Source organism: Paraburkholderia nemoris (genome assembly GCF_905221015.1).
Taxonomy (GTDB): domain Bacteria; phylum Pseudomonadota; class Gammaproteobacteria; order Burkholderiales; family Burkholderiaceae; genus Paraburkholderia; species Paraburkholderia nemoris.
In genome coordinates this window covers 23362-46745 of the sequence record NZ_CAJNBO010000036.1, presented here as the reverse complement: position 1 = coordinate 46745, position 23384 = coordinate 23362, and the positions used below count along the sequence as shown (strand labels likewise).

At 62.7% G+C, this 23384-nt stretch carries 21 protein-coding genes and 2 riboswitches; of the genes, 13 read left to right on the top strand and 8 right to left on the bottom strand.

The window, feature by feature from the left end:
* Positions 1-36 precede the first annotated feature (36 nt).
* Genes biuH through KHO33_RS36325 form a run of 5 tightly spaced genes read left to right on the top strand, consistent with a single transcriptional unit; the run spans position 37 to position 4267 of the window.
* Positions 37-771, top strand: coding sequence for a biuret amidohydrolase (gene biuH, locus KHO33_RS36345; RefSeq protein ID WP_200567576.1), 735 nt, complete (start codon positions 37-39; stop codon positions 769-771).
* Positions 772-774: 3 nt separating this feature from the next.
* Complete coding sequence (locus tag KHO33_RS36340) at positions 775-2412, top strand: ABC transporter ATP-binding protein (protein ID WP_200567577.1); 1638 nt, start codon at positions 775-777, stop codon at positions 2410-2412.
* Entirely contained in the window at positions 2409-3104 is a 696-nt protein-coding gene (locus tag KHO33_RS36335) for a cysteine hydrolase family protein (RefSeq protein ID WP_200567578.1), read from the top strand. Before KHO33_RS36340 ends, KHO33_RS36335 begins: the two co-directional genes overlap by 4 nt.
* Positions 3095-3481, top strand: coding sequence for an oxalurate catabolism protein HpxZ (gene hpxZ / locus KHO33_RS36330; protein ID WP_200567579.1), 387 nt, complete (start codon positions 3095-3097; stop codon positions 3479-3481). Before KHO33_RS36335 ends, hpxZ begins: the two co-directional genes overlap by 10 nt.
* Before the next feature lie 36 nt (positions 3482-3517).
* The gene (locus KHO33_RS36325) at positions 3518-4267 is read left to right on the top strand and encodes a GntR family transcriptional regulator (RefSeq protein ID WP_200567580.1); all 750 of its coding nucleotides are present in this window, start codon (positions 3518-3520) and stop codon (positions 4265-4267) included.
* Between the two features lie 32 nt (positions 4268-4299).
* Here the strand turns inward: KHO33_RS36325 and KHO33_RS36320 are convergent, their stop codons facing one another.
* The 4 genes from KHO33_RS36320 to KHO33_RS36305 are packed head-to-tail and all read right to left on the bottom strand — an operon-like array spanning position 4300 to position 8681.
* The gene (locus KHO33_RS36320) at positions 4300-5409 is read right to left on the bottom strand and encodes an alkene reductase (protein ID WP_054042321.1); all 1110 of its coding nucleotides are present in this window, start codon (positions 5407-5409) and stop codon (positions 4300-4302) included.
* Positions 5410-5454: 45 nt separating this feature from the next.
* The gene (locus KHO33_RS36315; protein WP_200567581.1) at positions 5455-6321 is read right to left on the bottom strand and encodes an aldo/keto reductase; all 867 of its coding nucleotides are present in this window, start codon (positions 6319-6321) and stop codon (positions 5455-5457) included.
* Positions 6322-6329: 8 nt separating this feature from the next.
* Positions 6330-7550 carry an MFS transporter gene (locus KHO33_RS36310; protein ID WP_054042327.1) on the bottom strand — a complete coding sequence of 407 codons (1221 nt, stop codon included), beginning with the start codon at positions 7548-7550 and terminating at the stop codon, positions 6330-6332.
* A gap of 12 nt (positions 7551-7562) precedes the next feature.
* Positions 7563-8681 carry an alkene reductase gene (locus KHO33_RS36305; protein WP_200567600.1) on the bottom strand — a complete coding sequence of 373 codons (1119 nt, stop codon included), beginning with the start codon at positions 8679-8681 and terminating at the stop codon, positions 7563-7565.
* Between the two features lie 213 nt (positions 8682-8894).
* On the opposite strand from KHO33_RS36305, the gene KHO33_RS36300 reads away from it, so the two are divergent.
* The 3 genes from KHO33_RS36300 to KHO33_RS36290 all read left to right on the top strand — a co-directional run bounded on the left by KHO33_RS36300 (position 8895) and on the right by KHO33_RS36290 (position 11917).
* A complete protein-coding gene (locus KHO33_RS36300; protein ID WP_200567582.1) occupies positions 8895-9779 on the top strand; it encodes a LysR substrate-binding domain-containing protein in 885 nt (294 codons plus the stop codon).
* Between the two features lie 159 nt (positions 9780-9938).
* Positions 9939-11075, top strand: coding sequence for a Gfo/Idh/MocA family protein (locus KHO33_RS36295; RefSeq protein WP_268963362.1), 1137 nt, complete (start codon positions 9939-9941; stop codon positions 11073-11075).
* A 92-nt stretch (positions 11076-11167) separates the two neighbouring features.
* Positions 11168-11917, top strand: a complete 750-nt coding sequence (locus tag KHO33_RS36290) for an SDR family NAD(P)-dependent oxidoreductase (protein WP_054042330.1) — start codon at positions 11168-11170, stop codon at positions 11915-11917.
* 41 nt (positions 11918-11958) lie between these two features.
* Here KHO33_RS36290 and KHO33_RS36285 read toward each other — a convergent pair whose 3' ends face one another.
* The 4 genes from KHO33_RS36285 to KHO33_RS36270 form a co-directional block, all read right to left on the bottom strand.
* The gene (locus KHO33_RS36285; protein ID WP_028194510.1) at positions 11959-13002 is read right to left on the bottom strand and encodes a rod shape-determining protein; all 1044 of its coding nucleotides are present in this window, start codon (positions 13000-13002) and stop codon (positions 11959-11961) included.
* A gap of 120 nt (positions 13003-13122) precedes the next feature.
* Entirely contained in the window at positions 13123-13533 is a 411-nt protein-coding gene (locus KHO33_RS36280; RefSeq protein ID WP_236074793.1) for a hypothetical protein, read from the bottom strand.
* A gap of 113 nt (positions 13534-13646) precedes the next feature.
* On the bottom strand, positions 13647-14690 hold the full coding sequence (locus tag KHO33_RS36275; RefSeq protein WP_200567583.1) for an ABC transporter substrate-binding protein: 1044 nt from the start codon (positions 14688-14690) through the stop codon (positions 13647-13649).
* A 173-nt stretch (positions 14691-14863) separates the two neighbouring features.
* A riboswitch (guanidine-I (ykkC/yxkD leader) is annotated at positions 14864-14997 on the bottom strand.
* A 118-nt stretch (positions 14998-15115) separates the two neighbouring features.
* Entirely contained in the window at positions 15116-15484 is a 369-nt protein-coding gene (locus KHO33_RS36270) for a helix-turn-helix domain-containing protein (RefSeq protein WP_054042334.1), read from the bottom strand.
* 156 nt (positions 15485-15640) lie between these two features.
* Here KHO33_RS36270 and KHO33_RS36265 point away from each other — a divergent pair, with 156 nt between their 5' ends.
* The 5 genes from KHO33_RS36265 to uca all read left to right on the top strand — a co-directional run bounded on the left by KHO33_RS36265 (position 15641) and on the right by uca (position 23351).
* Positions 15641-16579, top strand: a complete 939-nt coding sequence (locus tag KHO33_RS36265) for a sugar phosphate isomerase/epimerase family protein (RefSeq protein WP_200567584.1) — start codon at positions 15641-15643, stop codon at positions 16577-16579.
* 9 nt (positions 16580-16588) lie between these two features.
* Complete coding sequence (locus tag KHO33_RS36260) at positions 16589-17647, top strand: isopenicillin N synthase family dioxygenase (RefSeq protein ID WP_211629268.1); 1059 nt, start codon at positions 16589-16591, stop codon at positions 17645-17647.
* Positions 17648-18083: 436 nt separating this feature from the next.
* Positions 18084-18241: riboswitch (guanidine-I (ykkC/yxkD leader) on the top strand.
* Positions 18242-18298: 57 nt separating this feature from the next.
* Positions 18299-19054: an urea amidolyase associated protein UAAP1 gene (locus tag KHO33_RS36255; protein WP_200567586.1), complete on the top strand. Its 756-nt coding sequence runs from the start codon at positions 18299-18301 to the stop codon at positions 19052-19054.
* An 11-nt stretch (positions 19055-19065) separates the two neighbouring features.
* Positions 19066-19722 (top strand): urea amidolyase associated protein UAAP2, encoded by a 657-nt coding sequence (locus KHO33_RS36250; RefSeq protein WP_200567587.1) that lies wholly within the window; start codon positions 19066-19068, stop codon positions 19720-19722.
* Positions 19719-23351, top strand: a complete 3633-nt coding sequence (gene uca / locus KHO33_RS36245) for an urea carboxylase (protein WP_200567588.1) — start codon at positions 19719-19721, stop codon at positions 23349-23351. Before KHO33_RS36250 ends, uca begins: the two co-directional genes overlap by 4 nt.
* The last annotated feature ends 33 nt before the right edge of the window (positions 23352-23384 follow it).

The following is a 23384-nucleotide window of genomic DNA, read 5'->3' as shown; positions in this document are numbered from 1 at the left end:
AAGACCCCGCCAGGACCTAACAAGGATCTCACCGCCATGAACCGATTCATCGAAGCCAAACCCTATCCGTGGCCCTACGACGGCGACCTGCGACCGGACAACACGGCGCTCGTGATCATCGACATGCAGACGGATTTTTGCGGCCACGGCGGCTATGTCGACAAGATGGGCTATGACCTGTCGCTGACGCGCGCGCCGATCGAGCCGATCAAAAGCGTGCTGAAGCCCATGCGCGAACTGGGCTTCACGATCATTCACACGCGTGAAGGGCATCGTCCGGACCTCTCCGACCTGCCCGCGAACAAACGCTGGCGCAGCCGCCGCGCGGGCACCGACGGCGTAGGCATCGGCGACGACGGTCCCTGCGGCAAGATCCTCGTACGAGGTGAGGCGGGCTGGGAAATCATCGATGAACTGAAGCCGCTGCCAGGTGAGGTCATCATCGACAAACCCGGCAAGGGTTCCTTCTGCGCGACGGATCTCGAACTGATCCTGCGAACGCGCGGCATCGTCAATCTGGTGCTGACCGGCATCACTACTGACGTCTGCGTCCACACGACGATGCGCGAAGCCAACGATCGCGGCTTCGAATGCACGGTGCTGGCCGATTGTTGCGGCGCGACCGACAAGGGCAATCACGATGCCGCGTTGCACATGATCACCATGCAAGGCGGAGTGTTCGGCACGGTGTCGGATTCGCACGCGCTGCTGGCTACGCTACTGGCCACGACGGCGGCGCCAGCAGCGGCGCTCGCCACTTCAGGCAGATAAATCATGACCACGGCGCCGAAGGCATTGGGTGTGGAAGTGCTGAACGCAAGCAAATCGTTCGGCGCGTTTCGCGCATTGGATAGCGTCTCGATCAAGGTCAAGGCCGGCACAATTCACGCGCTGCTCGGCGAGAACGGCGCGGGCAAGAGCACGCTCGTGAAAGGACTGGTCGGCTACGGCGTGCTCGACGACGGACAGATCGCCGCCGACGATCGTGAAGTCCACATTGCGTCGCCGCGTGATGCACAGGCACTCGGCATTGGCATGGTGTATCAGCATTTCACGCTGGCGTCAGGCCTATCGGTCGAAGAAAACCTGTTGCTCGCGCGCGGACGGATGCCGTGGAAAATCGACTGGAAGGGCGAGCGCGCCGCGCTTGCTGCGTTCATGCAGCGCATGCCGTTCCGCTTGCCGCTCGACGCGCCGGTGGCTATGCTCGCCGCCGGTGAGAAACAAAAACTCGAGATCCTGAAGCAGCTTTACTTGCAGCAGCGCTTCCTGATTCTCGACGAACCCACCTCGGTCCTGACACCGCAGGAAGCGGACGAGGTGCTTGGCCTGATGCGCGATCTGACCTCGCGTGGCGAACTGACGGTGCTGATGATCACGCATAAGTTCCGCGAAGTGATGGCCTATGCCGACGACGTCACCGTGCTGCGCAAGGGCAAGCAAGTCGGCACGAGCGCGGTTGCCAACACCAGCCGCGACGAACTCGCAGCGTGGATGATGGGCACCGTCGCTAGCCACGCGCCGAACGAAGTCCCCTTGAAAGACGAAGCGCCGGTGATGGCCGCGGTGACCGTGGAGCGCCTGCCACGCAAACCCGTCGACGACACGGCGCAAGTGCGTCTCGCGTTGCACGACGTTTCAGTCGAAGACGATCGCGGCCACACAGCAGTCAAGCACGCGACGCTGTCCGTGCGTGCGGGCGAAATCCTCGGGCTTGCGGGCGTTTCCGGCAACGGACAGAAGGAGCTGGTGGAAGCGCTGGTCGGTCAACGTCGCGTGAAAGCCGGCGACATGGAGGTGGCAGGCAAGGCCTATCACGCAACGCGCGAAGAAATGACCCAACGTCGCGTGTTCGCGATTCCCGAGGAACCACTGAAGAATGCCTGCGTCGCCGCAATGACCGTGGCGCAGAACCTCGCGCTACGCGACTTCGATCGCGAGCCGTTGCGGCGCGGCGGCTGGTGGCTCGACCGGCGTGCCGTGCGTGAGCGCGCCGCGCAGCTGATCGCCGAGTTCAACGTGCGTCCACCGCTACCCGAACGAACCATCGGCACGCTGTCGGGCGGCAATGTGCAGCGCGCGGTGCTGGCGCGCGAACTCGGACAGCCAGTGGATGTGCTGATCGTCGCGAATCCTGTGTTCGGTCTGGATTTCGCATCGGTTGCCGATATCCATGCCCGTCTGATGGCCGCACGCGATGCAGGCGCGGCGGTGCTGCTGGTCAGCGAAGACCTCGACGAACTGCTCGAACTGGCGGACCGCATCGTGGTGATCGCGGAGGGCAAACTGGTGTTCGAGACGCCGGCAGCACGCGCGGATCGGACCGTGCTGGGTCAGCATATGGCAGGGCACGGCGATACCCCGGCGCATCGCGCCGTACCCGCAGAAAGAATGAAGGAAGCCATCGGATGACACAGCAAACCCCGTTGACGATCGACGCCCAACCGGGCCCCTTCACCTTGGACCCCACGAAAACCGCGCTGGTCGTGATCGACATGCAGCGCGATTTCATCGAACCGGGCGGCTTCGGCGAATCGCTTGGTAACGACGTATCGCTGCTGGCTGAGATCGTGCCGACCGTCGCGGCATTGCTGGCCTTCGCGCGCAGGCATCAATGGCTCGTGGTGCATACGCGTGAATCGCACGCGGCGGACCTGTCCGACTGCCCGCCGGCGAAACGGCTCAGAGGCGCGCCCAATGCCCGCATCGGCGATGCCGGACCGATGGGGCGCATCCTGATTCGCGGTGAGCCCGGCAATGCGATCATCGAGCCGCTCGCGCCGCTTGCCGGTGAACTCGTGATCGACAAACCCGGCAAGGGTGCGTTCTACGCCACCCGGCTCGGCGAAGAGCTCGCGATGCGCGGCATCACGCGTCTCGTGTTTGCGGGCGTGACCACCGAAGTGTGCGTGCAGACCTCGATGCGCGAAGCCAACGATCGTGGTTACGACAGTCTGCTGATCGAAGACGCAACCGCCAGCTATTTCCCCGCGTTCAAGCAGGCGACGCTCGAGATGGTGCGCTCGCAAGGCGGTATTGTCGGCTGGACCGCGCCGCTTGCTTCATTGACGAAACTCGACGAGACGATCCCTTCATGGAGATAAATCAGCCCGAAGTGGTAGCTCAAGTGCAGGCAGCCTTTATCGAATACGAGCGGGCGCTGGTCGATAACGACGTCGGGGCGATGAACGCGCTTTTCTGGCACACGCCGGAGACGGTCCGCTACGGCATCGCCGAAATCCAGCATGGCGGCGAAGCGATCCGCGCATGGCGCGAGAGCTGCGAGCCGGTGCCCAAGTCGCGCAAACTGCATCGCACTGTGGTGACGACTTTCGGCACCGACTTCGCCACCGTCAGCACGGAATTCACCAGCGACGCGACGCCTTTGATCGGTCGCCAGATGCAGACGTGGGCGAGGCTTGGTCCCGCGGACGGCTGGAAGATCGTCGCAGCGCACGTCAGCCTTATCGCCATGCCATGAAACGCTGATAATAAGAAAAAAGGGGATGTGGCATCAATGAACGACGATATGACGAATCTGCTCGAGACTCCCGCGGCGCCTGACACGCCTGCCATTCCGGCCGCCGCCAATCCGCTCGCCGAGCAGGTGTACCAGCAACTGAAGAACGATATCTTCAGCTTCCGCCTGTTTCCCGGCGACCGTTTTTCCGAAAACGGCATCGCGCAGCACTACGGCGTGTCGCGCACGCCGATGCGCGACGGCCTGTTTCGTTTGCAACGCGAGGGCTATCTGGAAGTCGGCTTCCGGCGCGGCTGGAAAGTTTCGCCGATCAATTTCGACCAGCTCGATCAGCTCTACGATTTGCGTATCGTGCTGGAAGTGGCGGCCGTCGAACGCGTGGGGGCGGGCGGCGACGTCGCGCATGCGGCCGTGGAAGCGCTGAAAGCGATATGGTGCGTCGAGCCCGAATCGCGCGAGAGCGACCCAGTGAAAATGTTCGGCATGGACGAGAACTTCCACCGTCAACTGGTCGCGGCGACCGGCAACGCGGAGATGCTGCGCGTGCATAACGAAGTGACCGAGCGCATCCGCATCGTGCGTCGACTGGACTTCCTCAAACCGCACCGCACGAGCGCCACCTACGACGAACATTCCACCATGCTGAACCTGATCGAACGCAACCGGGTGACCGAAGCGATCATCCTGCTGCGCGCGCATATCACGCAGAGCAAGCTGGAAGTGCGCAAGATCACGCTGTCTATGTTGGCCGCCGCGCGCGATAGCAAGTTGCCGTTTGTGTCCTGAGTGACCTCAACAAATCGTGATCAGCGCGTCCATCAGGCAGAGCGCCTGTTTTCCTCGTCCTGGTAACACGTGAAGTCGGTGTAGCCGACGTGCGTGCCGCCCCAGAACGCCGCGCGATCATAGGGAGTGAGTGGAAGCCTCTGCTGCAAGCGACGTGGCAGATCGGGATTCGACGTGAAGTGCCGGCCAAATGCGACCAGGTCGGCATCGCCCTTGTGCAGAATTTCTTCCGCGCTATCGCCATTGAAGCCGCCGGCGGCAATGATCGGGCCATCGAAAGCGCGGCGCAGCAGAGCGGACGCCACGGGCTTCTGATGCTCGTCGAGCGTTTCGACGCCTTTGACGCGCGGCTCGATAACGTGCAGATAGGCGAGGCCAAACCGGTTCAATCGCTCGGCCGCGTAGGTAAATGTCGCTTCTGGATTGGAGTCGGATATTGAACCCCACTGTCCGCTTGGCGATAAGCGCACGCCCACACGGTTCGCTCCCCACACCGATACGAGAGCGGTAACGACTTCGATCAGGAAGCGCGCGCGATTTTCGATGGTGCCACCGTACACATCAGTACGCTTGTTCGTGCCGTCCTGCAGGAATGTATCGGCCAGGTAGCCATTCGCCGAGTGCAGTTCAACCCCATCGAGGCCGGCAGCCAATGCGCGCTCGGCGCTCTTCCGGTAATACTCGATCACGGTCTGGATTTCGGCGACATCGATCGCGCGGTGCATCGAGACCGGCACCCAGCCGTTATGCGTCAACGCTTCGCCTTCGAACGGCACCTCTGACGGCGCGATCGGCGCCGGGCCGCCGGTCAGGTCAACGTGCGACTGGCGTCCGTCGTGCCCCAACTGCATGAAGATGCGGCCGCCTTTCGCATGGACGGCGTCCGCGATTTTTCGCCAGCCCGCGATGTGTGAGTCTTCATAGATGCCGGGTGCACCGAGGTAGCCGCGGCTGTCGTAGGACACGTGCGTCGATTCGGTGATGATCAGGCCACCGTCGGAAACGCGTTGGCTGTAGTACTCCAGCATCAATTCGCTGGGGCTGTCGTCGCTGTTGGCGCGAAGGCGCGTGGTCGGCGCATGCACCACGCGGTGATTCAACGTGTAAGGGCCGAGTTGAAGCGGCGAAAAGAGTCGGGTCATCGTCAATCCTTGGTGAATATCGAATGCAATTGGCGCAGCGCTGGACTAGCGCTGCTGCCGTTGTGAGGTCGCGCGATCCAGCTCGCAAAATTCGCGGTCGGATAAGGTGATCGCGCCGGCTGCCACGTTCTCCTCCAGATGCGCGACGCGGGAGGTTCCCGGTATCGGCAGGATCACTGGACTGCGCTGCAATAGCCACGCAAGGGCGATCTGCGCGACGCTCGCATGATGGTTGCGTGCGATGGTGTCGAGTAGCGAGCCGGGGCGGGTCAGTTCGCCGGCGGCCAGCGGAAACCACGGGATAAAACCAATGCCGTGGGCCGTGCAGTAATCCAGCACGTCTTCACTACCGCGGTCACCGAGGTTGAAGCGGTTTTGCACGGTCGCCACCTTGAAATATTTCGATGCGGCTTTGATGTCGGCCACCGAGACTTCACTCAGACCGGCATGGCGAACCACGCCGCTGTCGATCAGGTGGCGCACCGCGCCAAACTGCTCATCGCGCGGCACCACAGGATCGATGCGATGCAACTGCCACAGGCCGATCTGTTCGATGCCGAGCCGCTGCAGGCTGCCGTAAGCCTGCTGAATCAGGTACTCCGGCCGGCCATGTGGAGTCCACTGGTTGGGACCTGTGCGTGCGAATCCCGCCTTGGTCGCCACGAGCATTGCGGCGCCATACGGATGCAACGCTTCGCGGATCAATTCCTCCGAAACGTTCGGCCCATACGAGTCCGCCGTGTCGATGAAATTCACCTCGAGTTCGGGCAGGCGGCGCAGCACGCGAATGGCTTCGGCACGATCGGCGGGCGCGCCCCAGATACCCGGGCCGGTGATTCGCATCGCGCCAAAGCCGAGCCGGCGGATTTCAACGTCGCCGCCAATTTTGAAAGTAGGGCGAGGGGTAGTCATGTTTCACCTCATGCGGCAGTGACCGCACCGTTTTGCGCCCGAACCAGGTGTTTGCCGATGCTGGCGCTCAGGATCAGCGCCGTGACTTCGCAGAGAGCGGCGGTCCAACCGAGGTTGTTCACCGAGGTGAAACTCAAGGTCAGGGAGCCGAGTGCGGCGCCGAGCGAAAAGCCGAGATACATGAACGAAGCGTTCAGTGACAGGGCAATCGGCGTGCCGCGCAACCCGGCGAGATTGATCAGTCCTGCTTGCTGGGCAGGGTAGAAGGACCAGTGAGCAACGCCCCAGGCCACGACACCGATCAGAACGGGAACCAGCGCCAACGTCACTGGCAGCCAGTGCGCGCTCGCCGACATGAGGGAGAACGCGAGGATCGACACGCTCAGGCAGGGGATGATCACGCGGCGGGGACCTACGCGATCCACTGCCTTGCCGCCGATGAACACGCCGATTGCTGCCGCAACGCCCCAGGTGAACAGCACGTAGCCGATTTGCGCGCCGTGCAACGGCGTGGTCTTCGCAACGAACAGCGCCAGGTACGTATAGACGGTGTACGCGCCCATCGCCCACAGCGTGGTGACGAGCAAGGTCATCAGGATCACCGGCTGACGCGCAACTTGAATACGCTCGCGCAGCGTGGCAACCGGCAATCCTGCGCCGATGCTGCGCGGCAGGCCGAGCAGCAAACCTGCCGTAGCCGCGGCGGACAGGGCGGCGACGCCCGCAAAGGTCATGCGCCAGCCGAGCCGGTCACCGACGAACGCGCCCAGTGGCACTCCAAAAGCAACCGCGATCGTGATACCACCGTTGACGATGGCGAGCGCCGTACCGCGCCTCTCCGGGCCGGCAATGGCGCCGGCCAGCGCGTTGGCGCCGGGCACATACAGACCGGCGGCCGCGGCAAGCAGGATGCGCGCCGCCATCAATTCCCAATAGTTCTGGGCAGCCCAGGCGATGACGTTCGCCACGGTGAAGGCAGAAAGCGACAGGATCATCAACGTGCGCCGATGGAACGCGCCGGTCAGTGCCGTCAGAACCGGCGAGCTGAGTGCGTAGGCCAAGGCAAACACCGTGACGAGCTGGCCCGTGGCGACAATGCTGGTATGCAGGTCAGTGGCAATGTCGGGCAACAGGCCGGCAATCATGAAGCTTTCGGTGCCGACCGCGAATGTCCCTAACGCGAGCCAGTAAAGCGGCGTCAGGGAAGTTGGCTGGGTGGTGCTGTTCATCGTGTGCTCCGCTTACGCTGTGACAGCGTCCGTGGTTTCGGTGCTGTAGAACGGGTAGTCGGTATAGCCGACCTCGGTGCCGCCGAAGAAGGTGGGGCGGTCATACGGATTCAGCGGCAACTGAAGGCGCAGGCGTTCGGGCAGATCCGGGTTGGCGATGAAGTCGCGGCCAAAGGCGACCAGGTCGGCGTCGCCTGCCTGCAGGACGGCTTCGGCGCTCGCGGCCTTGAAGCCGCCGGCGGCGATGATGACGCCCTTGTAGTGCTTGCGGATCAGTTGCGCGGCGACCGGGTTCGGATCCTTGCTGTCGTCGTCGACGTTGCCCAGCACGCGCGGCTCGATCAGGTGCAGATAGGCCAGGTTCAGTTTCGCCAGTTCCTGCGCGACGTAGCTGAAGAGTCTTTCCGGATTGCTGTCCGACATATCGCCCCAGGTGCCGCTCGGGCCAAGGCGCACGGCTACGCGGTCGCTGCCCCACACCGAGATGACGGCCCGGGTGGCTTCGATCAGGAAGCGGGCGCGGTTTTCCAACGAGCCGCCGTAGATGTCGGTGCGCTTGTTGCTGCCGTCCTGCAGGAACTGATCGAACAGGTAGCCATTGGCGGCGTGCAGTTCGACACCGTCAAAGCCGGCTTCCTTGCCGCGCATCGCGGCGGTACGGAAGCTTTCCACCAGTCCGGCGATCTCGGGGATAGTCAGCGCGCGGCTCGGCGTGTTCGAGATCCAGCCCGCTTCGGTGTACGCAACGCCGCCATGCGGCACGGCGGAAGGCGCCACCGGCTCCACGCCGCCTGGCTGCAACTGGCTGTTGGACTGGCGCCCGGCGTGATAAAGCTGCAGGAAGATGCGCCCGCCTTTGGCGTGCACGGCGTCCGTCACCTGTTTCCAGCCGACGATCTGGCTGTCATCGTAGAGGCCGGGCGCACCGAGGTAGCCGTTGCCATTGGGTGCGGCGATGGTGGCTTCACCGATCAGGAAACCGCCTTCCGAGGCGCGCTGCGCATAGTACTCGGCCATCAACGGGCCGGGCCGGGCGCCTTGTTCGGCACGCATGCGGGTGAGCGGCGCCAGCACGACACGATGGGACAACTGGTAGGGACCGACTTTGACTGCGGAATGGAGCTTCGACATGATTTCCTCGAGATTGAGTGGCTGGTGACTTTCAATCGCCAGCGGGCTTTCGACCTTGAGGAGCAGTGTATGGACGGACGGAGATAAGAAAAATGGGCTAAGGTTCCGAATATATCGGACGTAGAAGTCCGCAATTGAGTCGTCACCGGGTTTCGACCGCTCGCCTGCGTCGACCGGCCAGCGCAAATCGGCCTCAGGCCTCGGGATGCGGCAATGGACAGCCTCAGTGGTATTTCAGTGTTTGTGCAGGTGGCGGAAACGCGCAGTTTTACCGAGGCGGGCCGGCTGCTTGGCGTATCGTCTTCGGCGGTCGGCAAAAGCGTTGCGCGCACCGAGGAGCGTCTCGGCGTGCGGCTCTTTCATCGCAGCACGCGCAGCATTACGCTGACGGCCGAAGGGGCGCTGTTCCTCGAACGATGCCGACGCATCCTCGGCGAGCTCGAAGCGGCGGAAGCCGAACTGTCCGACGCCGCCGGCAGTCCGCGCGGCAGACTGCGGATCAGCACGCCGCAATTGTCCGAGCTGATCATGCCGGCGCTGGACGGCTTCATGCTGCAATACCCGGACATCGAACTCGACGTCGATCTCTCCGATCGCATGGTGGACATCATCGAAGAAGGCTTCGACGCGGTGATACGCACGGGTGAGCAGCACGATTCGAGGCTGGTGTCGCGGCGCCTCGGCTCCTGCGGGCAGGTGCTGGTCGCTTCGCCCGGCTATCTGGAGAAGCACGGCGTACCCAAGCATCCTTCCGAACTCGTGCAGCATGCCTGTCTGCTACATAAATTCCCCGCCAGCGGCAAACTGGAACGCTGGCCGTTTCAGCTTGCTGCCTCGGAAGCGGAGCCGGAGTTGCCGCAAACCTTCGTCGCCAACACGATTGAAGTGCTGGGCTTTCTGGCGCTTCAGAACAAGGGGCTCGCCTTCCTGCCGACCTTCCTCGTGCGCGACGCGCTGGCGAGCGGCGCGTTACAGATCGTGCTCGATGATTTCATCGACCAGACCGTCACCTTCTGGATCTTGTGGCCGGCGAGCCGTTACGCGTCGCCGAAGCTGCGCGTCTTTATTGACTACGTCAGCCAGAATCTGCGGATCTGATCTGATCGCGACGGCAAAGAATCGCTGAAGAATCGTGATATCGGACTCAAGTGTCCTAAATGATTGGATTCCCAGCCCGTTTATCTCCAATCGCCTGAACTCTACTATTCGCCTGTCGCTGCGCAGATAGTCTGCACAGCCTCCAACTGGAGAGTTCTTGTGAACAGTATCGTCAGGCGAGCTACAGGCTCCGGCAAAATCAGGGTAGGCGTTGTTGGGCTAGGCAACTGGTCGGAATATGGGCACGTGCCTTCGCTGAAACTGCTGCCGGAATATGAACTGACGGCGGTGTATAGCCGCAGCGCGGAAAAGGCGGCAGCGCTGGTCGCGCGTCACGGATTCAAATACGCGGCAGCCTCGTTGCAGGAACTGGTATCGCATCCGGAAGTCGATCTCGTACTCGTATTGACGCCCGCGTTCCAGCATGAAGAGGGTATTCGCGCGGCCATCGAGGCAGGTAAGGACGTCTACTGCGAATGGCCGCTGACGCCGAGTACGGAGTTGTCGAAGGAGTTGCTCGCGTTGGCCGACAAGGCGGGCGTGCGGACCATCGTCGGTTTGCAACGGCGCCTCAATCCAGGTTACCGCTATGTGCGTGATCTGCTGGAGCAGGGCGAAATTGGCGAAGTACGTTCGGTGCGCCTGCACGTGAGCGTCGAGTACTTCCAGCGCGAACGGCCCGCTTCGCTGTATTTCACGATCCCCGAAAAGAACTTCTCCAGCTTGCTGTCGATCTACGGCGGCCACTTTCTGGACGCCTTGTTCACGACGATGGTCGGCTATCCCCAGCGCCTTTCGGCGCTGACTGTCAATCAGTTCAAGGAAGTCACGCTGATCGAAACCGGAGAAACGTTCCCGCACACCAGCGCCGACCAGGTCGTGCTGGCAGGGACTTTCGCCAATGGCGCCGTGCTGACGGTTCATATCGAGGCGGGAAAGCGCAATAACTTCGGCATGCAGCTCGACGTGACCGGCAGCAAGGGCGACCTGAAAATCTGGAACACCACCAGCTTCGGCGACGCCTTCAATCGCGTCGAAATCGCACGCGGTGACCGCCAGCCGCTGACTCAACTGCCGATTCCCGCCGAATACGAATGGCTGCCGCCAAGCGAACTTGGCGCGAGTGTGCTGGAATTGGCGAACCTGTACGCCGCCCATGCGCGCGACGTCAAGACCGGTTCAACGCTTGCGCCCACTTTCGCGGACGCGATCCGGATGCATGAACTGATGGACCAGATCGCCGAATCGAATCGCACGGGGCAACGTATCCCGCTCTCGTTCAGCACGCCCGGCTGAGCCGGACAGCCGACTTAGGCACTGACTGCCGCCGGCGCCAGTCTTTGAGCGGCGCCGTCATCCGCTTTCTCAAACTTCACGAAGGAAACGCAATGTCTACCCATCCCGTCGTTCTGATCACCGGTGCGTTGACTGGCATTGGCCGCGCCACCGCGCTGGCTTTTGCCCGTGAAGGCGCCCATGTCGTCGTCTCCGGGCGTCGCGCGGACCAAGGCCAGAAGCTGGCTGAAGAGCTTCGCACGCTCGGTGCAGAAGCCGAGTTCATCCAGTCCGATGTCCGGTTCGAAAACGAGGTACGCGACCTTGTCGACAAAACGGTTACGCGCTTTGGCCGGCTCGACGTCGCGGTCAACTCCGCGGGCACCGAAGGCCAGAACGGCCCAGTCACGGAGCGCACGCCCGAAGGCTATGCAGCCGTCTTCGATACCAATGTGCTCGGCACCTTGCTCAGCATGAAGCATGAGATGCGCGTGATGCTGGCGCAGGGCAGCGGCAGCATCGTCAATATTTCATCGACGATGGGTTCGCGCGGCGCGGCGAACGCGTCGCTTTACGTGGCAAGCAAGCACGCGGTGGAAGGTCTGACCAAATCGGCGGCGATCGAGGGGGCCGCGTCAGGCGTGCGCGTCAACGCCATTGCGCCGGGTCCGGTCGAAACCGCGATGCTCGAGCGGTTAACCGGCACCGCCGAGCGAAAAGCCGCCTTTCTCACGAACGTTCCGCTCAAGCGCGCGGGAACGCCCGAAGAGATAGCCGACGCCATTGTGTTCGTCGCGTCTGACAAGGCGAGCTTTATCACGGGCGAAATCATCCGGATCAACGGCGGAAAAACGGCCTCGTAGGCCGTCGTTCGCGAGGGGGGCTTACTCGTACTTATTCGTACTTATTCGTACGAGAAAGCCCCGCCGAACTTGTCCATCCGCTCCAGCGCCATGCCCGAACCACGCACCACACAGGTCAACGGCGCTTCGGCGACAAACACCGGCAGGCCCGTTTCTTCCGCGAGCAGGCGGTCGAGATCGCGCAGCAACGCACCGCCGCCCGCGAGCATGATGCCGCGCTCCGCAATGTCGGCGCCCAGTTCCGGCGGCGTCTGTTCGAGCGCGATCTTCACCGCCGAGACGATCTGGTTCAGCGGATCGGTGAGGGCTTCGAGAATCTCGTTGCTGGATACCGTGAAGCTGCGCGGAATGCCTTCGGACATATTGCGGCCCTTGACTTCCATCTCCTTGACTTCGGAGCCCGGAAACGCGGAGCCGATTTCTTTCTTGATGGCCTCGGCGGTCTGCTCGCCAATCAGCATGCCGTAGTTGCGGCGAATGTAGTTGACGATCGCATCGTCGAACTTGTCGCCGCCCACGCGCACCGAACCTTTGTAGACGACACCGCCGAGCGAGATCACGCCCACTTCGGTCGTGCCGCCGCCGATATCGACCACCATCGAGCCGGTCGCCTCGGACACGGGCAAACCGGCGCCGGTCGCTGCCGCCATCGGTTCTTCGATCAGATAGACCTGCGAGGCGCCCGCGCTATGCGCGGCTTCCTTGATCGCGCGGCGCTCGACCTGAGTCGACCCGCACGGCACGCAGATGATGATGCGCGGCGACGGCGCGAACATTCGCGACTCGTGCGCCATCTGGATGAAGCGCTTGATCATCTGCTGGGTGATGTTGAAGTCGGCAATCACGCCGTCCTTCATCGGGCGGATCGCCTCGATATTGCCCGGCACCTTGCCGAGCATCTGTTTCGCTTCCTTGCCGACGGCCAGAATGATCTTCTTACCGTTCGGGCCGCCTTCCTGACGAATCGAGACCACCGAGGGTTCGTCCAGCACGATGCCCTTGCCACGCATATAGATCAGCGTGTTCGACGTGCCGAGGTCGATTGCCAGGTCGTTGGAAAAATAGCCACGCAAAAAACCGAACATGCAAATTCCTGTCTCGCTGATGCCGGGCGCGTGAGCGCGCCGCTTGGGATGCCGCCCGGAGGCGGCAGGCGACCAGGTGATGGCCGGAGAGAGGGAAGAATAACAGCTTCGGGCGCCGGGCTACTTCGGCGGGCGTGCGCGCAGCAAGTTGTCGGCCTGCCATTTGATGCGGTCGCAGTTGCTTTTGACCCGCACTGCGAATTCCGACGGGGAGTTGAGTTGCAGCGAGCGCATCTGGATCGCATCACTATCCCCGCGCTGCCAACCCGCCTGCCAGCGCGTATCGAACTGGCTGGCTTCGGTGAGGACCTTTCTGAGTTTTTCCTTGTATTCGGTTACGTCCTGCTCGGAACCTCCACAGAATTCTTTAGCAAAGCGGGCGCGCTGGCCCGCGGCTTCCGCGCTGCCGTTGGCGCTGTCTTCGCTGGCTAACACGGGTCGCGCCTGGGCCAGCAGCAGAAGCGACAAAAGCAGCGCCAGTATGGGTGCCAGCGCGAGCAGGGCGTGATAGCGAGACTGGTTTTTATACACGATTGCCTCCTTGTGGCCGTCCTCCGGCGCCGCAATGAATCGCATGTGTGCAGCGACGAAGCGTGCTGCCCCCATATTACCGTGTATGGCTATAGACGCCCGCCCAGCATTACTTACGGCGCATTGGTCAACGCCGGATCCAGATAGGCGCTCACGTTCTGCGATTGCTTGTAGACCGCGTTGCGCACATTGAACTTGTCCGCGTTCACGCTCGAACCGTACACGGAATCCAGACCGTCACCCTTCACGAACGCCTTCCTCGCCGCAGCCGCGTCGAGCAGGTGCGTGCCTTTCAGCAACGGCAGATACTGGGCCGGCGTCAGGCCGACGCGCGCGGACATGATCTTGACGGCATCCGGTTGCGTCTTCGGATCGTTGATGTAGGCCACGCAGCGATACCAGACCTTGATCACCTTGGCCCAGTCGGCCTTGCGCGACTGCAGACTGACCGGATTGACGGTGATCGCGTCGTAGATCAGCCCAGGCGCATCGGCCGAGGTAAAGATCGGACGTGAGCCCGGCACGCGCTTGAGTGCCTCGCCCGCGTTCGGCTGCCATGCGCCGACCGCGGCGACGTCGCCGGACGACGCCAGCACTTGCGGCAATTCGTTTGTCTTCGCGTTGACGAGCGTGATGTCCGATTCCTTGAGCGCATGCTTTTCGAGCGCCGTGTCCAGCAGCAGGTGATCGACCAGACCCATTTCGACACCGACCTTCTTGCCCTTGAGTCCGGCCACGGTACGAATGGGCGGCTTGGCCACGATCATGTCGTTGCCGCTCGAGTAGTCGGTCAGAAGGATCATCACGTTCTTGGCGCCGCTTGCGCCGGTGACCAGCGCATCGCCGTTGGTCGCGCCGACCGCGTCGAGCTTGCCGGCGGAGAACGCATCGAGCGAGGCCGAGTAGTCGAACCACTGGAAATTGACATCCACGCCGGCTTCCTTGAACCAGCCCTTGTCGATGGCAATCTGGAACGCGACGAAGCCGGGCCAGTCGCTATAGCCGATGGCAAGGGGCGTGGCCGCTTGTGCAGGCGCGGCGGCAAAGCCGATAGCGACTGCCGCGGCAGCGCCGGCGATCGCGCCACGCACGCGGCGCGACGAGGCAAGGCTGCTCAGTAAAGTGAGGGACGTACGGGCGGATTCGAAGCGTTTCATCGTTTTCTCCAGGAGACCGGTCAATTGCGATTGTTGAGTTGGATCGCGCGGCGACTGCGCGATAAAACAACATGACCGGTTCCCGCGAGAATCCGAATGGTGCGGACACTGCGCGAAAACTGCGGGAGACAAACTCCGGCCACGGAGAGGCACGATAGGCATTGCTATCGCCAATCTCCCGGGCTTTTGTCCCGCCGTGTAGTGCGGCCAGTTCGTTCCCGGATCAAGTCCGAATCGAACGAACGGGTGCACCGGGCTGCTCTCGGACCAGACATTCTCGCGAACCGGAACCCTAGCATCCCTAAGATGCGACGCTGCCGCACCTCTCAGCGATTAATCTAGCGAGAAATATGCCAGCCGGATTGCGCGAGGCGTCGAGATGCCTGTTATGCGAACGCTTCAACGCAAAAAAGGGCGTCAAAGGCTCAATCCAGGGTGGCAAAACGCTGATGCACGTAGGCGAGAAACTGCTCGAGGCGTTCCTCGATCGAGGCCGCGAGACTGATCCGTTTGATGCGGCGATCCGCTTCTGAACTTGTCTCCAGCAGCCAGCCGGCGTCGATCAGCTCCTGCACGTAGCGCACCGCGGTGCGGCGGCTCACGCCAGGCATGAACTCGTAGAGCGCCGTCTTGGCGAAGTCATCTTCCGGCTCCACCCACATCCGGCAAAACAGATCGCTGTAGTTGAGGTCGTTCAGCCCCAGATCGCCGAAATGCGCGGACCATTGCCAGTCCATGTCGAGAATGGCGCGCGCGACGGCTTGCCCCTTGTGACGCGCAAGTTTCTTCTTCATCGATTCACCACGAGGAGGAGGGGTGCACAGTTTAAGTGCTAATCGCGCCGGAAATCGGGCGCGCCAGAATTATGCACGGCGAGGCGAAGATATCTTATTGGCGAAGGAAATTCGTGTGTACCATTGCATGCAATTTTGCATGTACTTGGAGAGGCGATGAAATTCGAACTGTTCAAGACGTTCTGGGGATTCAATGGCGGTCCGCATGATGCGGCGCCACTGGTACGTGCCGCCGGCTTCGACGGTATCGAAGCGCCCGTTCCGGCGGGTGCGGTTGAGCGTGAAGCGTTTGCGCAAGCGATCGCGGATGAACGTCTCGAGTTCGTCGCGGAAATTACGACGGCGGGCAGTTACGTGCCCGAACGGTCCGCCACACCCGCGGACCACCTGCGCGACTTCGAAGAAAAGATCGTGTGGGGCAAGCCACTCAGGCCGCGCTTTTTCAATGTGATGGCGGGCTGCGACGCATGGCCGGCCGCCACACAGGTGGATTTCTTCGCGCGCGCGGTGGAGATTGCCGCGAAGCACGAGGTGACCTGCAGCTTCGAGACGCATCGCGGCCGCTCGTTCTTCAACCCGTGGATTACCTGCGACGTCGCGCGTGCCGTGCCGGACCTCAAGCTGACTTGCGATTTCAGCCATTGGGTATCGGTGTGTGAGCGTCTGCTCGACGGCGAATGGGACACGATTCTTGAGCTTGCGCCGCATGCGCATCATCTGCACGGACGTGTCGGCTATCCGCAAGGTCCGCAGGTGCCGCATCCGGCGGCACCCGAGTACGCGGACTGCCTCGCCTCGCATCAGCGGATCTGGGAGGCGCTGTGGAGCGCGCAGATCGACCGGGGCTACACGACAACGACGATGACGCCCGAGTTCGGCCCCGATGGTTATCTGCACACGCTGCCGTTCACGAATGCGCCGGTGGCCGATCTGTGGGAGATCAACACGTGGATGGGGCGTGAGGAGCGACGTCACATCGCGGCGTTTCTTGCCGGACGTGAGGCACGTAGCGGCCTGCAAACCGAATCGCAAACGAACCTGTCCGCGCAAACGAATTCGCCGACTCAATCGCCCACCGAACCGCAGCACGTATAGGCCAGGATCATGAGCCAAACCCACACCCGTTTCGACCGCTTGCCCGTCGTCGACGTCAGCGGTCTTTTTAGTGACGACCCGGACCAGCGTCTTGCAACCGCACGCGAACTCGACCGCGCGGCGCGTGACGCGGGCTTTTTCTACGTCACCGGCCATCAGGTCTCGCGTGCACAGCAAGCCGCGCTAATAGAACAGGCCAAGCAGTTCTTCGCCGCTCCTGATGACTGGAAGATGCGCTATTACATCGGCAAATCGACCGCGCATCGCGGCTATGTACCCGAAGGCGAAGAGGTTTTCGCAGGCGGCAAGCGCGACAGGAAGGAAGGCTTCGACACGGGCCGGGAACTGCCGCCCGACGACCCGGATGTCCAGGCCGGCACGCCGATGCTCGGGCCGAATATGTGGCCCGAGCAGCCAGGCTTTCGGGAAGCAGTCGGCGGCTATTACGAGGCGGCGTTCGCGCTGGGCCGTGCGTTGTTCCGTGGCTTCTCGCTTGCACTCGGTTTGCCGGAAACGCATTTCGACAGGTATTTGCAGAAGCCCCCGAGTCAACTGCGCCTGCTTCACTATCCCTTCGACGCGTCCGCGGAAGACCGACCGGGCATTGGCGCGCATACCGACTATGAGTGCTTCACGATCCTGCTGCCGACGGCACCCGGCCTCGAAGTGATGAACGGCGAAGGTGAGTGGATCGACGCGCCGCCGGTCGACAACGCGTTTGTCGTGAACATTGGCGACATGCTGGAAGTGTGGACGGGCGGCACGTATGTGGCGACGTCACATCGCGTGCGCAAGGTGAGGGAAGAGCGCTACTCGTTTCCGCTCTTCTTTGCCTGCGATTACCACACCGTGGTCGCGCCACTGCCGCAGTTTTCGACACCGGAGGCCGTGGAGAAATATCAGCCGGTTTCAGCTGGCGATCATCTGTTTGCACAGACGGCGCAGAGCTTTACCTATTTGAAGCAGCGTCTCGAATGCGGTGAACTGGTGTTGCCGGAGGGCTCGAAGGGATTGGCGAGCTTTGGGCAGCAGGCTCGTTATGCGGGTACTGAGCAGGATGTTGTTTAGCAGGAACGGCCCGCATCAGGACTACGACGTCGCCTCGTCTACGAGCGGCGCCGTTGCTTTTGCAGTTCGATGAAACGCGCCGACATCAGCGTGTAGAGCGTGCGGCGAAGCGTGGCAAGCGTGAGCATGGTCGGAAGAGGGCAATGAAGAGTGTGGCGGCATCTCACGCACACACCGTGCCATCGTGCAGAGCGCCTACCCACCGTCAGACACGTGATCACGCAGCCCAATCATGGTGCTTTACGCATTCAACTGGTGCCGATTTGCCCTCGGCCGTGGTGCGTGCGCCATCAAGCTAATGAACCCTCTGCTTGCCGCATTGAGCCGCCGATACCGTTCAATCCCTTGCCACAATGCGCTTGCGGCATCAGCGACATCACGCTGGCACGCAACTCGCTTAGCTATGCAACGAGAGGTGCGAAGTAATTTGCATCATCTTCAGGATCGCTAGGGTTCCGGTCGTACCGCTTTAAAGGCTTCCAGAAGGCTTCAAAGCGCGCACACGATGTCTGGTCCGAGAGCAATCCGGTCTTGCCGTTCACCTTCTTTCAAGGCGCCGGCGAGGCTCCACGGAGGGATAAAAGCCCGGGAGGTCGCGATGTCGGTCAATCGCCCTCTCATGCTTTTTCCCAACCGATACCTGGAGCCTCCATGTCGACGCAAACCTCAGTCGATCTCGCACCGATCCCGCATGTGTTGTGGGAAACAGTGATTCCTGCCGGCACGCATTGGTCCGGCGTGCTGCGCCGTGGCATGGCGCTGCGCATCGTCGATCCCGAGGGCGGCGCCAATCTGGCCGCCGTGTTCTACCGGCACGACGAACCGCTCGAACGCTACAACATGGCCGACACCTTGAAGGCGCAGCACACTGCGCATCTGACGCGCGGCCACGTGCTCTATTCGGACATGGGCCGCGTGATGGCGTCGATTACCGCCGATACGCTCGGCTGGCACGATCCGCTAGGCGGCCTCGGCGACGCCGAACTGTTCGCCGACAAATACGGCGCAGCCCGCTATCAGCAACATCGTAATGCGATGGTCCGCAACGGCCGCGACAGCCTGTTGCTCGAACTGGCCAAGCACGGTCTGGGCACGCGCGATCTCGTCGCCAATATCAACTTTTTCAGCAAGCTCGCAATCGGTGAGGATGGCTCGCTCGACTTCGTAGCGGGACACTCCGCTGCCGGCGCCGCCTTCGATCTACGTTTCGAAATGGGCACGCTCGCCGCGTTTTCGAGCGCACCGCATCCGTTGAACCCTTCCTCCGAATACGAACCGAGACCCGTCAAGCTGCTCGCGTATCGCGCATACGCCGCCGACGCCTCCGTACCGGCCGACGATCCTTGCCGCGCCGCCTGCCCTGAGAACGGGCGCGGCTTCGTCAACACCGATCGTCTGTTCGTTTAAGGAGACCCGCGATGCCAATTATTGAAAGCAAACTCGACACCCGCCACGCGGCCTACGACCTCACGCTGCCGTCCGGCGAGCCGTGGCTGCATGAAATCAAACGCGGCCAGCTGTTCCGCATTCTCGACCTGGAAGGCAATCAGGCCGTCGACACGCTGTTCTACAACAGCACCGATCCGCTCGAACGCTACAGTGCGCAGGACACGATTCGCGCGCAACGCAATCTCTATCTGTCCGCGGGCAGCGTGCTGATGTCGAACCTCGGCAAGCCCATGCTGACCATTGTCGCGGATACCTGCGGGCGCCACGATACGCTCGGCGGAGCCTGCGCCGCCGAGAGCAACACGGTGCGCTACGCGCTCGACAAACGCTATATGCACAGCTGCCGCGACAGTTTCCTGCATGCCATTACGCACTGCACCTGCGGCGTGGGTACGCAGCTCACCAAGCGCGACATCGTCAGCAATATCAACTTTTTCATGAATGTGCCGGTGACACCGCTCGGCAAATTGACTTTCGAAGACGGCATTTCGGCGCCGGGTAAATACGTCGAGATGCGCGCCGAGATGGACGTCACCGTACTGATCTCGAACTGTCCGCAGTTGAACAATCCGTGCAACGGCTACAACCCAACGCCCGTGCGGCTGACCATCTGGGATGCCCAATGACATTCGACAAAGTCCTGATTGCCAATCGCGGCGAGATTGCCTGCCGGGTGATTCGCACGCTCAAACGCCTCGGCATTGCGTCGGTTGCGGTCTATTCAGAGGCCGATCGTCACGCCATGCATGTGATGCTCGCCGACGAAGCGGTCTGCATCGGCCCGGCGGTGGCGGCCGCCAGCTATCTGAATAGCGCGGCGATTCTCGAGGCGGCGCGTGCGACCGGCGCGAATGCGGTGCATCCCGGCTACGGTTTTCTCTCGGAGAATGCAGCTTTCGCGCAGGCTTGCGAAGACGCGGGCATCCGCTTCATCGGGCCGCGCCCCGCGCAGATGCGTGAATTCGGCCTGAAGCACACGGCACGCGAGCTGGCACGAGCGAACGACGTAGCGCTACTACCCGGCACCGGCTTACTGCCTGATGTAACTACCGCGTTAAACGAGGCCGAATCGATCGGCTATCCTGTGATGCTGAAAAGCACTGCGGGCGGCGGCGGCATCGGCATGTCGCTGTGCCGCGATGCGGCGCAACTGGAGAGCGTGTTTGCGTCGGTCGCACGGCTTGGCGAGGCCAACTTCGCGAACGCGGGTGTCTACATCGAGAAATTCGTCGAGAACGCACGCCATATCGAAGTGCAGATTTTCGGCGACGGCCGGGGCGGCGTGATCGCGCTTGGCGAACGCGACTGCTCGGTGCAGCGGCGTAATCAGAAGGTGATCGAGGAGACGCCCGCACCGGGGCTGACGCAAGCGGAACGCACGGCATTGCACGCGAGTGCCGTGCGCCTCGCGCAGTCCGTGAAATATGAATCCGCCGGCACGGTCGAATTCGTCTTCGACGCCGACACGCGGCGTTTCTATTTCCTCGAGGTGAACACGCGGCTGCAAGTCGAACATTGCGTCACGGAGGAGGTGACAGGTGTCGATCTGGTCGAGTGGATGATCCGTCAGGCAGAGGGCGAGCTTGCGCCGCTCGACACGCTGGTTCCGACGCACAGCGGTGCGAGCATCCAGGTCCGCCTGTACGCCGAAGATCCGCACAAGCAGTTTCAACCGAGCGCAGGCGTGTTGACCCACGTCGCTTTCGCCGCCGATGCGCGGGTCGACACCTGGGTCGATGCAGGCACGGAAGTCAGCGCGTTCTACGACCCGCTGCTTGCGAAGATCATCGTCAAGGGCGCAACACGCGATGCCGCGCTCGCCGCCATGCGCGCCGCGTTGGCGCAAACCCAGCTTTACGGCATCGAGACGAACCTCGACTATCTGCGCGCCATCGCTGGTTCGGCGACCTTCGCGCGCGGCGAGCAAACCACCGCCTTCCTCACGCGCTTCATGTTCGCGCCGCACACCATCGACGTGCTCGACGGCGGCGTGCAGACCACCGTGCAGCAGACGCCGGGACGGGTCGGCTACTGGGACATCGGCGTGCCGCCGTCGGGCCCCATGGACGATCTGTCGTTCCGGCTCGCCAATGAACTGCTCGGCAATCCGGCCGACGCGGCGGGACTCGAATGCGCGATGGTCGGCGCCACGCTGCGCTTCAATACCGCGACGCTGTTCGTGCTGGGCGGCGCGCCGCTCGCCGCCACACTCGACGGCCAGCCGGTCACGCTCTGGCAGGTCACGCGGGCACCGGCGGGCTCGGTGCTCAAGCTCGGTGGCGTGACCGGTGCGGGCATGCGTGCCTGTCTCGCGCTCAAGGGCGGCCTGCAAGTGCCCGACTATCTCGGCAGCAAGGCCACCTTCACGCTGGGCCAGTTTGGTGGCCACGCGGGGCGGGCCTTGCGCAAGGGCGACGTGCTGCATCTTGCCGCCGACGCAGGTCGCGGCGAAGCGGGCGCGCAACTCGATCCGGCGCGCGTGCCGGCGCTGACGCACGACTGGACCCTCGGTGTGCTCGACGGTCCCCACGGTGCGCCGGACTTCTTCACGCCCGATGACATCGCGATGCTGTACGGCACGCGCTGGACGGTTCACTACAACTCCAGCCGCACAGGGGTCCGGCTGATCGGTCCGAAGCCGCAATGGGCGCGCACGGATGGCGGCGAGGCCGGGCTGCATCCGTCGAATATTCACGACAACGCGTATGCGGTCGGCGCGGTCGACTTCACGGGCGACATGCCGGTGATTCTCGGGCCGGACGGTCCGAGCCTTGGAGGGTTTGTCTGTCCGGTGACGGTGGTAGGCGACGAGTTGTGGAAGCTCGGGCAACTGCGGCCTGGAGATACGGTGCGGTTCGAACCGGTGCGTGCGCAAGCGTCGTTGACGGCGTCGGCAGCACCTACAGCAACTGAAGCAACTGAAGCAACGATAGACCTCAGCGCTCACGACTGCATTCTCTACAGCGATCCATCGGCCGGTGAGGGCACAGGCGTGGTCTACCGCCGCTCCGGCGATCAGAACGTGCTGGTCGAATACGGCCCGCTCATGCTTGACCTGAACCTGCGTTTTCGCGTGCATGCGCTGATGAACTGGCTCGATGCGCACCGGCTGCCCGGCATCGTCGATCTCACGCCGGGCATCCGTTCACTGCAGGTGCATTTCGACCCGCGCACGCTGTCGCACGACACCTTGCTCGCGCATCTTCAGCAGGCCGAGCGCGAATTGCCCGCCGTCGACGAGATGCGTGTGCCGAACCGCATCGTGCATCTGCCGCTGTCATGGGACGACCCGTCGACGCGAATCGCGATCGAACGCTACATGCAATCGGTGCGGCCCGATGCGCCGTGGTGTCCGAGCAATATCGAGTTCATTCGCCGCATCAACGGTCTGGATAGCATCGACGACGTGAAGCGCATCGTGTTCGACGCGCGTTACCTGGTCATGGGTCTCGGCGACGTCTATCTCGGCGCGCCGGTGGCAACGCCGCTCGATCCGCGTCACCGGCTCGTCACGACCAAATACAACCCGGCGCGCACCTGGACGCCGGAGAATGCGGTGGGAATCGGCGGCGCCTATCTGTGCGTGTATGGCATGGAAGGGCCGGGCGGCTATCAGTTTGTCGGCCGCACCGTGCAGATGTGGAACCGCTACCGCACCACGCGCGAATTCGAAGCCGGCAAGCCGTGGCTCCTGCGGTTTTTCGACGAGATCCGCTTCTATGAAGTCAGCGAAGCCGAGCTGGCCGAGTTGCGCGCCGACTTCATCGCGGGCCGCGCGAGTCTGAAGATCGAGGAATCGGTATTCGATCTCGGCGCGTACAACCGCTTCCTGAAAGACGAAGCCGAATCGATCTCCGCCTTCAAGCACCTGCAGCAGGCGGCGTTCGACGAAGAGCGCGAACGCTGGAATGCCGCGGGGCACGCCGAGTATGTCGGCGAGCTGGGCAGCGACGCGGGTTCGGCTACCGGCAACGGCGCGGACGACGAGCTTGTGGCAGGCCAGCAGAGCATAGTCGCCGATGTCTCGGGCAGCGTCTGGAAACTGCTCGTCAGCGAAGGCGAACGCGTGAGCGAAGGGCAGGTGGTCGCAATTGTCGAATCGATGAAGATGGAAGTGTCCGTTGCCGTCACCGAAGACGGGGTGATCGAAACGATCGATTGTGCGGCCGGCGCGGCGGTTGTCGCGGGGCAGCGTTTGATGGTGCTGCGTGCCGACGTGGCGGCCGGGACCACCGAGGAGGCAACGTGCAAATGAAGCAAGCCGACGAATTGTTCGAATCAATTCAGA

Coding starts and splice junctions, on each gene's coding strand:
- biuH (WP_200567576.1), top strand. CDS start 37: ATGAACCGATTCATCGAAGCCAAACCCTATCCGTGGCCCTACGACGGC.
- KHO33_RS36340 (WP_200567577.1), top strand. CDS start 775: ATGACCACGGCGCCGAAGGCATTGGGTGTGGAAGTGCTGAACGCAAGC.
- KHO33_RS36335 (WP_200567578.1), top strand. CDS start 2,409: ATGACACAGCAAACCCCGTTGACGATCGACGCCCAACCGGGCCCCTTC.
- hpxZ (WP_200567579.1), top strand. CDS start 3,095: ATGGAGATAAATCAGCCCGAAGTGGTAGCTCAAGTGCAGGCAGCCTTT.
- KHO33_RS36325 (WP_200567580.1), top strand. CDS start 3,518: ATGAACGACGATATGACGAATCTGCTCGAGACTCCCGCGGCGCCTGAC.
- KHO33_RS36320 (WP_054042321.1), bottom strand. CDS start 5,409: ATGACCCGACTCTTTTCGCCGCTTCAACTCGGCCCTTACACGTTGAAT.
- KHO33_RS36315 (WP_200567581.1), bottom strand. CDS start 6,321: ATGACTACCCCTCGCCCTACTTTCAAAATTGGCGGCGACGTTGAAATC.
- KHO33_RS36310 (WP_054042327.1), bottom strand. CDS start 7,550: ATGAACAGCACCACCCAGCCAACTTCCCTGACGCCGCTTTACTGGCTC.
- KHO33_RS36305 (WP_200567600.1), bottom strand. CDS start 8,681: ATGTCGAAGCTCCATTCCGCAGTCAAAGTCGGTCCCTACCAGTTGTCC.
- KHO33_RS36300 (WP_200567582.1), top strand. CDS start 8,895: ATGGACAGCCTCAGTGGTATTTCAGTGTTTGTGCAGGTGGCGGAAACG.
- KHO33_RS36290 (WP_054042330.1), top strand. CDS start 11,168: ATGTCTACCCATCCCGTCGTTCTGATCACCGGTGCGTTGACTGGCATT.
- KHO33_RS36285 (WP_028194510.1), bottom strand. CDS start 13,002: ATGTTCGGTTTTTTGCGTGGCTATTTTTCCAACGACCTGGCAATCGAC.
- KHO33_RS36275 (WP_200567583.1), bottom strand. CDS start 14,690: ATGAAACGCTTCGAATCCGCCCGTACGTCCCTCACTTTACTGAGCAGC.
- KHO33_RS36270 (WP_054042334.1), bottom strand. CDS start 15,484: ATGAAGAAGAAACTTGCGCGTCACAAGGGGCAAGCCGTCGCGCGCGCC.
- KHO33_RS36265 (WP_200567584.1), top strand. CDS start 15,641: ATGAAATTCGAACTGTTCAAGACGTTCTGGGGATTCAATGGCGGTCCG.
- KHO33_RS36260 (WP_211629268.1), top strand. CDS start 16,589: ATGAGCCAAACCCACACCCGTTTCGACCGCTTGCCCGTCGTCGACGTC.
- KHO33_RS36255 (WP_200567586.1), top strand. CDS start 18,299: ATGTCGACGCAAACCTCAGTCGATCTCGCACCGATCCCGCATGTGTTG.
- KHO33_RS36250 (WP_200567587.1), top strand. CDS start 19,066: ATGCCAATTATTGAAAGCAAACTCGACACCCGCCACGCGGCCTACGAC.
- uca (WP_200567588.1), top strand. CDS start 19,719: ATGACATTCGACAAAGTCCTGATTGCCAATCGCGGCGAGATTGCCTGC.